The following is a 12,012-nucleotide window of genomic DNA, read 5'->3' on the forward strand; positions in this document are numbered from 1 at the left end:
CTGTTACAAGGCGGGGTTTTCGTTTGGGATTTGTTCGCCGTAGAGTTCGCTACCGAACTCCGCGTACGCCTGTTCGTAGCGCCGGAGTGATGACTCTTTATGCATACATGTCACATTCATCCGCTCGAGTGACGTCATGTCGGTCGCGTACGTCTTCAAGACGTGGGCATTGCGGAGCATCGATGGTGTGACCGAGCGGGTGAGACCGCTCCGTTCGTTCAATTGGCGCATCATCTTCGTGATCATGACGATCGTCAACTGTTTCGGCTGGTTCTTCGCATACACCCAGCGGAATGTCATTCGGGCGAAATCGAAAGAGACGAATACAGGATCATCCGAGTACCAGCGCGGACGGACCGGCGTCGGGATGTCGGCCAAATAGTTCATGAGAAGTGCCTGGTCCTCTGGACTAAGTTTCAACGTGAACCGGTTGCCGAGCCGGTCATAGACGTCGAACTCGTGGCTCGCGAGGTGCAGGTCGTTCATCCGGAGACGGATGATATGGTGGACCCGGAGACCGTACTTATAGAACAGAGTGACGATCAACTCGTTTCGGTTGACGAGGTATGGATGCGCCTGAAGCTGATTCTCGCTCAGACCGCTTGTTGAGCGGATCGTTCGGACGAGCTTGTTGAACTCAGCGGGCAAGGCGATCTGGTCGACGGTGAGCGTGTGGGCCGGTTGCGCATACGTCAGCATCTTCTTACGGAGCGGGTTCAAGAAGACGGTCAGGCTATTGATGACGGTGACAATCCGGGCGACCGTCGCCTGTTGATATTGCTTCTCCTCGATGAGGAAGTCGTTGACGAACGTCTTCCACGATTCGAGCGGGACGGCGAGCCACGCCTCCGGGGCATCGAGCTCGACGTTATGGTCATGAAAGTATTTGTGCACATCGATCAAATCGTACCGATAGCGTTTCAGCGTCGACGGTTGACGGCCGCTCGCGCCGAGGTGGAACAAGTACGCCTCGATATATTCAGGCAATGGATACTCTTTTCTACGTTTCGTCATGGACGTTCCTCCTTCTCCTCATATCGTACCACAAACGGACGTTCTCCATTCGTCGTTTCGTGGTAAGATGGAGGATGAGACTTATAGGAATGAGGGATTTTTATGCAACGAGAGAAAGTCATTATCGTCGGGTGTCAATTACCGACCGTCGACGATTGGACATATGAACAATCGATGGGGGAACTCGTCGAATTGGTCGATACGGCACGAGGTGAGGTCGTCGCCCGTCTCGACCAGAAACGGCAACAAGTCGACCGCCGCACATTCATCGGAAAAGGGAAAGTCGAGGAGCTCGCGGTGCTCATCGAACAGTTCGAGCCGGACATTGTCATCTTCAACGCCGAGCTGTCGCCGGCCCAATCGAAGAATATCCGCATCTCGCTGAACGATCCGGACGAGATGAAACTGATTGACCGGACGCAATTGATTTTAGACATCTTTGCCGGACGGGCCCAATCGAAAGAAGGGAAGCTCCAAGTCGAGCTCGCTCAGATGAACTACCTGCTTCCACGTTTGATCGGACAAGGCACGCAGTTGTCACGTCTCGGTGGCGGAATCGGGACTCGGGGACCGGGTGAGACGAAACTCGAGTCCGACCGTCGTCACATCAAGCGCCGCATCGATGAAATCAAGAAAAATCTCGAAGGCACGGTCGCGCACCGTGACCGTTACCGGGAGCGTCGGAAAGAAAACCGTGTGTTCCAAGTCGCGCTCGTCGGTTACACGAACGCCGGGAAGTCGACAATCTTTAACCGCTTGACGGATGCGGATACGTACGAACAGGACGAACTGTTCGCAACGCTCGACCCGCTCACGCGCGAGCTCGAGTTGCCGCGGGGCGGTAAAGTGCTGATCACGGACACGGTCGGATTTATCCGGGACCTGCCGACGAAACTCGTCGCCGCGTTCCGCTCGACGCTCGAGGAAGTGCTCGGGGCCGATCTCGTCTTGCACGTCATCGACGCATCGAACCCGCATTACATGAACCAAATCGATACGACGAATTCGGTATTGTCGGAACTCGGTGCGAGTGAGTTGCCGCAGCTCGAGGTATACAATAAGAAAGACCGGTTGACGGAAGACTTCGTCGGCGGACCGCTCGTCATCTCGGCGCTCGATTCGACCGATATCGAGACGCTCATCGGCGCGATCGAAGATAAGATTGCGGATGTGTTGACGAAAGTACACGTCGTCTTGCCGGTCCGCTCGTTCGAGCATTACCATCCGGCCAAAGATTCGATGTATCGTCTCGAGGAGAAGTTCCTCGATGACGGTTCGGTCGAACTCGTCGGATATATGAGAGAAGACACGCGTCTATATGCGACGCTGAAACAATTTGAGGTGTGAAACAATGATGTGGCAAGAAAAGATTGCGTACTATGATGAATTGGCCCCGTTCGTGACCGAGGCGGAAGAACGGGTAAAACCATATTTTGAAACGATCGAGGCGACGGCGGAGTTCAACCAATACCGTGTTCTCGAGTCGTTCAAGAAACACAAAGTGTCGGATTTCCATTTCAATCCGACGACCGGGTACGGCTATGACGATATCGGGCGCGACACGCTCGAGTCGATCTACGCCGACGTGTTCGGGGCGGACCTCGCCCTATGCCGTCCGCAAATCATCTCCGGGACACACGCCATCGGGATTGCCTTGTTCGGTGTGTTGTTGCCAGGAGATGAGCTGCTCTATATCACCGGCAAGCCGTACGATACGCTCGAAGAGATCGTCGGGATTCGGGGAGACGGCCGTGGGTCGCTCAAAGAGCTCGGTGTCGGCTACGACACGGTCGAGCTGAAAGAGGACCGAATCGACGTCGAGACCGTCATCGGACGGATTCGTCCTGAGACAAAGCTCGTCGGTATCCAGCGCTCGAAAGGTTACGCCAATCGTCGCAGCATCCCGGTCCAAGAAATCGGTGAGGCGATCAGGAAGATCAAAGCGGCACATCCGCACGTCTTCATCTTCGTCGACAACTGCTACGGCGAGTTCGTCGAGACGATCGAACCGACCCACGTCGGGGCCGATCTCATGGCCGGCTCGCTCATCAAGAACCCGGGTGGCGGCTTGGCGAAGACGGGCGGCTATATCGCCGGGACGAAAGAACTCGTCGAACGCTGTTCGTTCCGCATGACGACGCCAGGCATCGGGAGCGAGGCCGGTCCGTCACTCTACTCGCTCCAAGAGATGTACCAAGGGTTTTACATGGCGCCACATACGGTCGCCCAAGCGTTGAAAGGGGCACACTTGACGGCGAGCCTGCTCGGATTGCTCGGTTTCGAGACCGACCCGCATTATACGACGCCCCGGACCGATTTGATTCAATCGGTGACGTTCCGCGACCGTGACAAGATGATCGCTTTCTGTCAGAGCATCCAAATGGCGTCACCGGTCAATGCGCACGCGTTGCCGGTACCAGCCTATATGCCGGGCTATGAGGATGACGTCATCATGGCGGCCGGGACGTTCATTCAAGGGTCGTCGATTGAACTGTCGGCCGATGGACCGCTTCGGGCTCCATACACGGCATACGTTCAAGGCGGATTGACTTACGCCCACGTCAAGGTCGCGCTCATGCTCGCCTTGAGCCAATTGCGGACGAAAGAGCTCGTCACATTTGACCGTGACAATATCTCACAGAAGTTGTAACCGAAATGTCATGTTAACTTTCTTAACATCTATTGACAGGTAAGTTGTCATGTATTATTCTCACAGTGTGAGACAGAAAAGGAGGGGTAAGAGATGGCCGATCAATTTCGTCGCTCCAACCCGTTGTTTCCGATTGGAATCGTTCAAGATTTGACACAGCTGACAGGTAGACAGATTCGGTACTATGAAGAACAGGGTCTAATTTCGCCTAGTCGGACGGAATCGAAACGACGGCTCTATTCCTTTAATGATGTCGAACGTCTACTCACGATCAAGGATTTTATCGACCAAGGCTTCAACTTGGCGGCGATTCGTCATATGCTCGACAACACGGACGCCAAAGATGCCGAATCACCAAAGGCACCGGTCGATGAAGCACCGAAGATCTCTGAACAAGAGTTACACAAATTATTGAAAACACAGCTTCAAGAAGCTGGCCGTTTCAATAAGACGTCGCTCATTCAAGGTGAGCTGTCACGTTTTTATCGATGACGCCAGTACACTAACCATTACACAATGTGAGAGGGGACATTTCACCATGGCCAGAAAAACGTTCACGAAAGAAGACATCAAACGCATCGCACAAGAAGAGGACGTACGCTTTATTCGTCTTCAATTCACGGATATCCTCGGTACGATCAAAAACGTCGAGGTACCAATCAGCCAATTGGACAAAGCACTTGATAACAAGATGATGTTCGATGGCTCTTCAATCGAAGGGTTCGTACGCATCGAGGAATCAGACATGTACCTCTATCCAGACCTCAATACATGGGTTGTCTTCCCGTGGACAGACGGCAGCGGTAAAGTCGCTCGCTTGATTTGTGATATTTATAACCCGGACGGCACACCGTTCAGTGGTGACCCGCGCGGCAATTTGAAGCGTAACCTCGAGCGCATGCAAAAGCTCGGCTTCACAGCATTCAACGTCGGACCAGAGCCTGAGTTCTTCCTCTTCAAGAAAGACTTGAACGGCCAACCGACACTCGAACTCAACGACCAAGGCGGTTACTTCGACTTGGCACCGGTCGACCTCGGCGAGAACTGCCGTAAAGAAATCGTCATCGAGCTCGAAAACATGGGCTTCGAAATCGAAGCATCACACCACGAAGTCGCACCAGGTCAGCACGAGATCGATTTCAAATACGCAGATGCGGTCACAACGGCTGATAACATCCAAACGTTCAAACTCGTCGTCAAGACGATCGCAGCGAAATACGGTCTTCACGCGACGTTCATGCCGAAGCCACTTTTCGGTGTCAACGGTTCAGGGATGCACGCCAACATGTCGCTCTTCAAAGGTGACACGAACGTCTTCTACGATCCAAACGGCGAAATGGAACTTTCTGATACGGCTCGCGCCTTCACGGCAGGGATTCTCGAGCACGCTCGTGCGTTCACGGCTGTCTGTAACCCGACTGTCAACTCGTACAAGCGCCTCGTTCCTGGTTACGAAGCACCTTGCTACGTAGCATGGAGCGCGCGCAACCGTTCACCACTCGTTCGTGTACCTGCGGCCCGTGGCCTCTCGACACGTATCGAAGTACGTTCGGTCGACCCGGCGGCGAACCCATACCTCGCGTTGTCTGCCCTCTTGGCGTCTGGCCTTGACGGCATCGAAAAAGATATGGCGGCTCCGAAGCCGATCGATAGCAACATCTACGTCATGGACAAGCCAGAACGTGTTGCTAACGGGATTGACGACCTTCCGGCTACGCTCTTCGACGCGCTCGAAGTACTCCGTACCGATAAAGTCGTCATGGAATCACTCGGTGAACATATCGGTGAGCACTTCCTCGAGTTGAAAGAAATCGAGTGGGATATGTTCCGTACGCAAGTGACAGAGTGGGAACGCGATCAGTACATGACGCTCTACTAAGTCGACTAATAAGGGATATTCCCTTTAAAATCAGAGTCCTGAACGAGTCTTCGTATGAAGTGCTCATTCAGGACTCTTTTTCTATAGTTCGCTTCAACTAATCAATGTAATGAGAGAAAATGTATATCACTATAAATGTAATGTAATGGAATGGGATAGGGGGACGAGAAGTGGCAACACCATTAAAAGACGTGTATGATGAGACCTTTTTGTTGGAATTTGGACGACGTATTCAAACCGTGTATCCGTCATTTGACGTACAGGCTTTTATCGCATCAATCATAGATGAATCGTGGGAAGAGTTGGCACTCAAAGGGCGTACTCGACGTATTTCGATAAAACTCGGTCAGTATTTGCCACAGGATTACGAATCAGCTTTGGACGTATTGGTTGAAATTGCAGATGATTGTATCGGTTTTCCATACTTATTTTTTCCGGACTTTGTAGCAGTGTATGGGCAGGCAGAAGGGTATTGGGAACGCTCGATGTCAGCGCTCGAACGCTTCACACAGAAGTCGTCTTCTGAATTTGCGATCAGGTCTTTTTTATTGCGGGAACCAACGCGTGTGATGCACCAAATGACAGCTTGGGCCATTCATCCGAACGAACATGTTCGGCGTTTGGCGAGTGAGGGTTGTCGTCCTCGCCTTCCGTGGGCGGAATCGTTACCGATGTTCAAAGAAGACCCAGCTCCAGTGTTGGAGATCCTAGAGTTGTTAAAAGAAGATCCATCATTATATGTGAGAAAAAGTGTCGCTAACAACCTCAACGATATCTCGAAAGATCACCCAGAAGCTGTACTCGCAGTCTCGCGACGATGGCAGGGCGAGCATCCTCATACCGATTGGATCATTAGGCACGGATGCCGGACACTGATCAAGTCAGCCCATCCTGACGCGTTAACGATATTCGGTTATACGCAGGAAACAAATTTAACCGTCGACGCATCGATTTCTATACATCCGAACGTGATCCGCATAGGGGAGGCGTGCGAGATTCAGTACGATGTGTCCATTCGTCCAGGGGATGCTGCTTATATTCGTATCGAATACGCGATTGAGTTTATAAAGGCCAACGGGAAAGCGAGTCGTAAAGCATTCCTGCTAGCGAATAGAACCGTCGCTGGGGGTGCGCGACTTGCAGCGACCAGAGTGCACGACTGGTCAGATTTGACGACCCGTCGGCATTATCCAGGGGAGCATCGTGTCGTCTTGTTGGTAAATGGACGAGAAGTGGCTGAACATCATGTCATGTTGCATAAAAGTTATTGAACTTCCATATAATAAACGGTTCAAAAAAGGGCAACCCTGTCTATTTAGACGGGTTGCCCTTTTTGGGTGTGTAGCATAACGATCTGGTTAAAACGCACGTTTGAAGAACGTGGACGCATAGTCGAGCGTCGTATGTAGCGTCGTCGCGAAAACGAGTCCGAAGAAGCATGCTGCCCCGTTCAAATCGAGCCACGATCTGACAGTTTCCTCATACGGCGTGACCGTGAGCAGAAGCGTGAGCGGGAAACCGAGATAGATGACCCGGATCAGATCGCTCAAGAGCGGAAAATGCGAGAATAACGACCGATGGGGCATAATCTTCACATAAGGGAGCCAAAAGCCCCGAAGCGGTCCCCATCGATAATAGGCGTCCGACTTCAAATCGAGATCCGGGGAGAGCCAGAACGTCCCGATGAGGGCGCCAAGCAGGAACACGGTCGGAACATCGATGTCAATAAAAGGCGTGGCAATCGCAAGAGCACCGATTGCCACGAGATTCGTACGGGTATGTGTCTTGCCACTAGCCATTAGTGAATCGTGCGGTATACACCGATGACCTTCCCTAAAATCGACACGTTATCGAAATACATCGCTTCGAGCTCGTCGTTCTCCGGCTGGAGGCGAACTTTCGAAGCTTCTTTATAAATCCGCTTCACGGTCGCTTCACCTTCATCCGTCATGGCGACGACAATCTCTCCATTGTCGGCCGTGTTCTGTTGACGGACGAGGACGCGGTCCCCATCCAAGATCCCCGCGTTAATCATCGAGTCTCCTGAGACAGAGAGCATGTAGACGTTGTCGGAACCGACGACGTGAGCCGGGAGCGGGAAGTGTTCTTCCACGTTCTCGATGGCCGTGATCGGCGTACCGGCTGTGACTTTCCCGATGACCGGCACGTACATGACGGCATCGTGGTCTTCGACGACGGACATCTCTTCATCCAAAATCTCGATGGCGCGTGGCTTCGTCTTATCACGTCGAATCAATCCACGCTTCTCAAGACGGTCCAAGTGACCGTGTACAGTCGAGCTCGATGCGAGCCCGACAGCCTCGCCAATTTCGCGGACCGAAGGGGGATACCCTTTCGCCCGAACCTCGGCTTTTATAAAATCAAGAATCTGTTGTTGTCTTGCTGACATTTTTTTCAATGGATTTCACCTCGATTATGTCGAATAACCTGCGAACGCATCCTATTCTTTATGGGTTTAGTTTAACACAAGAACACATGAGCGCACAAACATTCGTTCGTTTTTTTCTGCTTGACCGAACAGAAGTTCTTGTTTTATGATGAGAACAGATAAACGAACAGACGTTCTCGAGAACGTGTATTCTTATTCCCAGGAGGCAATGATTATGAGAGACACAATCAATGGAATCATCTTAGTCGGCATGTTGGCACTCGGTATGTTCGTATTTTTCGCGGTCGGAGAGCTACGTGACAACGAAGCGATCGTCGTGACCGAACAAAAAGTCGAACACAGTATTGAAGAAGAAGTCGCCTTAAAAGAGGCGGAGACGCTCGAAGCGCACATTCTCGCTAAACGGGATGAGGAAAAAGACGACAAGACGACGTGGTTCGCCGCCGAATAATCGTTTCTGATTGCGAACATCCCTTCATCCTGTGTATCGTAGAGGGCGAATGGAAAGAAAGGAAGTGACGCGATGCGAGTCGTCATTTATTGTCGCGTATCGACGAACAAGTCCACCCAAGAGACGTCGCTCAGTCGTCAGGCAGACGAATTGAAGCAGATGGCGAGACGTCTTGATGCTGAGGTTGTCGATGTGATCAGTGAACAAGAGAGCGGGTATGAGGTCAATCGGGCGGGACTGCTCGATCTATTGGAGCACGTCTCGACGTCTGATCTCGATGCCGTGCTCGTGAGCGACGACAGCCGTCTCGGACGGGGAAATGCAAAAATCGCTATCTTGCATACGCTCATGAAACATAACGTGCGCTTGTTGACGATGCAGTCGTCCGATGAATATATCGTCTCCGACGCCGAGAAGATGGTGCTCGAGATCGTCAGTGTCGTCGAAGAGTATCAACGCAAGATCCATAACGCTAAAATTTCACGCGGAATGCGTCGGGCGGTCGCGAACGGATTTAATCCGCATCGGAATATCCAGCACCATGACCAGGGCGGCCGGAGCCGAATCGAAGTTCCGATTGAAGAAATCGTCCAATTGCGTGAACGTGGACTCACGTTCGCTGAAATTGCCGCCACCCTCCGCGGTTTTGGTTATGAGGTATCGAAAGCGACCGTGAACCGGCGCTACTTGGAGCACGTGTCGGTACCAGAAACTTGATTCCTGCTCGCTGATTTTGTACAGTAGAAGGACAAATTCAGTAGAGAGGGGGCGAGCCCGATGCTAGCACCTGAACAGTTGGAGCGAATCAATTTCCTCGCCAACAAAGCAAAGACAGATGGTCTGTCACCACAAGAGATGGACGAGCAGCAAGCGCTGCGCCAACAATATTTGCAAGCGTTCCGCCAATCATTCAAATCACAGATGATGGGAATGAAGGTCGTCGATCCGGAAGGAAACGACGTAACGCCTGAAAAATTAAAAGATGAGCAGGAACGTTACCGCTCAGAATGACCATGAATGCACATCCTATTTCATATAGGATGTGCATGTTTGTTATACGCGAACGTTGATCAGGGGGACTCATTGATGCGTTTTCAAACGAAAGGAAGTAAACGATTTCATTTAATGTGTTATACTAATTAATTAGTTGTGACACACGAATGAGTGTGCTAAAATATGACGGGTAGAAACTTTGTTAACAACAGAGAGGATGAAATTAGTGGAAACAACTACTAAAGAATTATTAGCGATTAACTCGATTCGGACGCTCTCAATCGATGCGGTCCAAAAAGCGAACTCAGGTCACCCGGGTATGCCGATGGGTGCGGCTCCGATGGCGTTCACACTTTGGACGGACAAAATGCGTCACAACCCGAAAAACCCGAACTGGTTCAACCGTGATCGGTTCGTCCTTTCAGCGGGACACGGTTCGATGCTCTTGTACTCGCTTCTTCACTTATCTGGTTACGATCTCTCAATGGACGATCTCAAATCGTTCCGCCAAATGGATTCGAAAACGCCTGGGCATCCAGAGTACCGTCACACGGCAGGTGTCGACGCGACGACTGGACCGCTCGGACAAGGGATCGCCATGGCTGTCGGGATGGCAATGGCAGAGAAACATTTGGAAGCGACGTACAACCGCGATGAGTTCAAAGTGGTTGACCACTTCACATACGGGATTTGTGGAGACGGTGACTTGATGGAAGGCGTATCGGCAGAAGCTGCTTCGCTCGCTGGTCACTTGAAACTCGGCAAACTCGTCGTCCTTTACGATTCAAATGATATCTCGCTTGACGGCGACCTTCACAAATCGTTCTCGGAAAGCGTTGAAGATCGTTTCAACGCCTACGGTTGGCAAGTGATCCGTGTCGAAGATGGTACGGATATCGATACGATCGCGAAAGCAATCGACGAAGCGAAAGCAGAAACGTCGAAACCGACCCTCATCGAGGTGAAGACGGTTATCGGCTTCGGTTCACCGAACAAGTCAGGCAAATCGGCATCACACGGTGCACCACTCGGCGAAGCTGAAATTGAGCTCACGAAGCAGTTCTACAAGTGGGAAGGCGAGAACTTCTACGTACCGAACGAAGTATACGACTTGTTCAACGATAAAGTCGTTGAGCCAGGCGCGAAGCATGAAGCGGACTGGAATGAACTCGTTGAAGCTTACAAGTCAGCACACCCTGAACTTGGTGCCCAGTTCGAGCGTGCGATGAACAACGAGCTCCCAGAAGGTTGGGACAGCGAATTGCCGACGTTCGAAATCGGTTCGAAAAAAGCGACTCGTCAAACGAGCGGTGAAGTATTGAATGCGATCGCCAAAGCGGTTCCGACTCTCTTCGGAGGCTCGGCTGACCTCGCTGGTTCGAACAACACGATGATCAAAGGCGCTGCGGACTTCGATGAAGATCCAGCCGGCCGCAACATCTGGTTCGGAGTCCGTGAATTCGCGATGGCAGCAGCCGTCAACGGGATGGCGCTCCACGGTGGGGTGCTCCCATACGGCGCGACGTTCTTCGTCTTCTCGGATTACCTTCGCCCGGCCGTTCGACTTGCTGCGCTCATGGGAATCCCATCAACGTTCGTCTTGACGCACGATTCGATCGCGGTCGGCGAAGATGGCCCGACCCACGAACCGGTCGAGCACTTGATGAGCTTCCGTGCGATGCCAAACTTGTCTGTTCTCCGTCCAGCTGACGGAAAAGAGACGATCGCGGCTTGGAAGCAAGCAATCACGACGAAAACATCACCATCACTTCTCGTCTTGACGCGTCAAGCGTTGCCAGAGCTCGTTGGCACGTCGGTTGAAGACGCAGCTAAAGGTGGCTATGTCGTCGCCGGCAACTCAAGCGAGGCAGACGTCCTTCTTCTTGGTACAGGTTCTGAAGTACACGTCCTCGTCGAAGCTCGCGAAGCACTCGCGGCTGAAGGCGTGAACGCGGCTGTTGTCTCGATGCCTTCTTGGGAATTGTTCGAAGCGCAATCGGCAGAGTATAAAGAATCGGTCCTTCCGTCGTCGATCACGAAACGTGTCTCGCTCGAAGCGGGCGCGACGCTCGGTTGGTACAAATACGTCGGTTTCGGCGGAAAAGTACTCGGCATCGACAAGTTCGGCGCCTCTGCTCCTGGGGATCTCCTCATGAAAGAATACGGCATGTCTGTCGACAACGTCGTCGCAGCTGTCAAATCACTTTAATCGCATGTTGTCAGTGGTGGCCCGGAGGTTTTGGGTCACCACTTTTTTTTCAGACGACTAGCGAATTAGCGTAATATAGTGTATAGTAAAAAACGATGTTTCATATGGTAGAGGAGGTTAAGCCTTGAGTACATTATTCTGGATTCTTCTTATCGTGGCAGCACTAATCGGGGGTATTGCGATCGGTTTCTTTATCGCTCGTAAATACATGATGAACTACCTCGAACAGAACCCACCGATCAACGAAGATATGATTCGTACATTGATGATGCAAATGGGTCAAAAGCCGTCACAGAAGAAAGTCAACCAAGTGATGCGCGCCATGAACGTTCAAATGAAGAACGAAAAGAAATAAACTCGATTGACCGAAGCACTTTGCGCCCGCAAAGTGCTTTTTTCATCCAGT

13 protein-coding genes are annotated in these 12,012 nt (G+C 51.8%); 10 read left to right on the forward strand and 3 right to left on the reverse strand.

All coding sequences use genetic code 11. The features are described 5' to 3' along the window. Nucleotides 1-3: 3 nt before the first annotated feature. Nucleotides 4-1,014, reverse strand: a complete 1,011-nt coding sequence (locus KNP75_RS05890) for a site-specific integrase (protein ID WP_214711301.1) — start codon at nt 1,012-1,014, stop codon at nt 4-6. Between the two features lie 102 nt (nt 1,015-1,116). Here KNP75_RS05890 and hflX point away from each other — a divergent pair, with 102 nt between their 5' ends. The 5 genes from hflX to KNP75_RS05915 all read left to right on the forward strand — a co-directional run bounded on the left by hflX (nt 1,117) and on the right by KNP75_RS05915 (nt 6,814). After that, nucleotides 1,117-2,361, forward strand: a complete 1,245-nt coding sequence (hflX, locus tag KNP75_RS05895; protein WP_034777801.1) for a GTPase HflX — start codon at nt 1,117-1,119, stop codon at nt 2,359-2,361. A 7-nt stretch (nt 2,362-2,368) separates the two neighbouring features. Beyond that, entirely contained in the window at nt 2,369-3,664 is a 1,296-nt protein-coding gene (locus KNP75_RS05900; protein ID WP_138860295.1) for a methionine gamma-lyase family protein, read from the forward strand. Nucleotides 3,665-3,757: 93 nt separating this feature from the next. Then, complete coding sequence (locus KNP75_RS05905; RefSeq protein WP_021067593.1) at nt 3,758-4,156, forward strand: MerR family transcriptional regulator; 399 nt, start codon at nt 3,758-3,760, stop codon at nt 4,154-4,156. A 46-nt stretch (nt 4,157-4,202) separates the two neighbouring features. Then, on the forward strand, nt 4,203-5,543 hold the full coding sequence (gene glnA, locus KNP75_RS05910; RefSeq protein WP_215190022.1) for a type I glutamate--ammonia ligase: 1,341 nt from the start codon (nt 4,203-4,205) through the stop codon (nt 5,541-5,543). Nucleotides 5,544-5,713: 170 nt separating this feature from the next. After that, nucleotides 5,714-6,814: a DNA alkylation repair protein gene (locus KNP75_RS05915; RefSeq protein ID WP_215190023.1), complete on the forward strand. Its 1,101-nt coding sequence runs from the start codon at nt 5,714-5,716 to the stop codon at nt 6,812-6,814. 87 nt (nt 6,815-6,901) lie between these two features. Here KNP75_RS05915 and KNP75_RS05920 read toward each other — a convergent pair whose 3' ends face one another. Together KNP75_RS05920 and lexA are read right to left on the reverse strand one after the other, a co-directional pair. Further along, nucleotides 6,902-7,342 (reverse strand): metal-binding protein, encoded by a 441-nt coding sequence (locus KNP75_RS05920; protein ID WP_215190024.1) that lies wholly within the window; start codon nt 7,340-7,342, stop codon nt 6,902-6,904. Next, the gene (gene lexA / locus KNP75_RS05925; RefSeq protein WP_021067589.1) at nt 7,342-7,962 is read right to left on the reverse strand and encodes a transcriptional repressor LexA; all 621 of its coding nucleotides are present in this window, start codon (nt 7,960-7,962) and stop codon (nt 7,342-7,344) included. Before lexA ends, KNP75_RS05920 begins: the two co-directional genes overlap by 1 nt. Before the next feature lie 205 nt (nt 7,963-8,167). Here lexA and KNP75_RS05930 point away from each other — a divergent pair, with 205 nt between their 5' ends. The 5 genes from KNP75_RS05930 (at nt 8,168) to KNP75_RS05950 (ending at nt 11,961) form a co-directional block, all read left to right on the forward strand. Beyond that, on the forward strand, nt 8,168-8,404 hold the full coding sequence (locus KNP75_RS05930; RefSeq protein ID WP_215190025.1) for a hypothetical protein: 237 nt from the start codon (nt 8,168-8,170) through the stop codon (nt 8,402-8,404). A gap of 72 nt (nt 8,405-8,476) precedes the next feature. Next, nucleotides 8,477-9,121 carry a YneB family resolvase-like protein gene (locus tag KNP75_RS05935; protein WP_034777790.1) on the forward strand — a complete coding sequence of 215 codons (645 nt, stop codon included), beginning with the start codon at nt 8,477-8,479 and terminating at the stop codon, nt 9,119-9,121. Between the two features lie 60 nt (nt 9,122-9,181). Continuing rightward, the gene (locus KNP75_RS05940) at nt 9,182-9,415 is read left to right on the forward strand and encodes a DUF896 domain-containing protein (RefSeq protein WP_034777788.1); all 234 of its coding nucleotides are present in this window, start codon (nt 9,182-9,184) and stop codon (nt 9,413-9,415) included. A gap of 199 nt (nt 9,416-9,614) precedes the next feature. After that, complete coding sequence (gene tkt / locus KNP75_RS05945) at nt 9,615-11,606, forward strand: transketolase (protein ID WP_214753204.1); 1,992 nt, start codon at nt 9,615-9,617, stop codon at nt 11,604-11,606. Between the two features lie 124 nt (nt 11,607-11,730). After that, complete coding sequence (locus KNP75_RS05950) at nt 11,731-11,961, forward strand: YneF family protein (RefSeq protein WP_021067584.1); 231 nt, start codon at nt 11,731-11,733, stop codon at nt 11,959-11,961. Nucleotides 11,962-12,012: the final 51 nt, after the last annotated feature.

This window comes from Exiguobacterium sp. s6, from assembly GCF_018618155.1.
Lineage (GTDB): Bacteria > Bacillota > Bacilli > Exiguobacteriales > Exiguobacteriaceae > Exiguobacterium > Exiguobacterium mexicanum_A.

What these genes read in the sequence shown, in the direction of transcription:
- hflX (WP_034777801.1), top strand. Translation starts at nt 1,117, where the DNA reads ATGCAACGAGAGAAAGTCATTATCGTCGGGTGTCAATTACCGACCGTC.
- KNP75_RS05935 (WP_034777790.1), top strand. Translation starts at nt 8,477, where the DNA reads ATGCGAGTCGTCATTTATTGTCGCGTATCGACGAACAAGTCCACCCAA.
- glnA (WP_215190022.1), top strand. Translation starts at nt 4,203, where the DNA reads ATGGCCAGAAAAACGTTCACGAAAGAAGACATCAAACGCATCGCACAA.
- KNP75_RS05930 (WP_215190025.1), top strand. Translation starts at nt 8,168, where the DNA reads ATGAGAGACACAATCAATGGAATCATCTTAGTCGGCATGTTGGCACTC.
- tkt (WP_214753204.1), top strand. Translation starts at nt 9,615, where the DNA reads ATGAAATTAGTGGAAACAACTACTAAAGAATTATTAGCGATTAACTCG.
- KNP75_RS05905 (WP_021067593.1), top strand. Translation starts at nt 3,758, where the DNA reads ATGGCCGATCAATTTCGTCGCTCCAACCCGTTGTTTCCGATTGGAATC.
- KNP75_RS05900 (WP_138860295.1), top strand. Translation starts at nt 2,369, where the DNA reads ATGTGGCAAGAAAAGATTGCGTACTATGATGAATTGGCCCCGTTCGTG.
- KNP75_RS05890 (WP_214711301.1), bottom strand. Translation starts at nt 1,014, where the DNA reads ATGACGAAACGTAGAAAAGAGTATCCATTGCCTGAATATATCGAGGCG.
- KNP75_RS05920 (WP_215190024.1), bottom strand. Translation starts at nt 7,342, where the DNA reads ATGGCTAGTGGCAAGACACATACCCGTACGAATCTCGTGGCAATCGGT.
- KNP75_RS05940 (WP_034777788.1), top strand. Translation starts at nt 9,182, where the DNA reads ATGCTAGCACCTGAACAGTTGGAGCGAATCAATTTCCTCGCCAACAAA.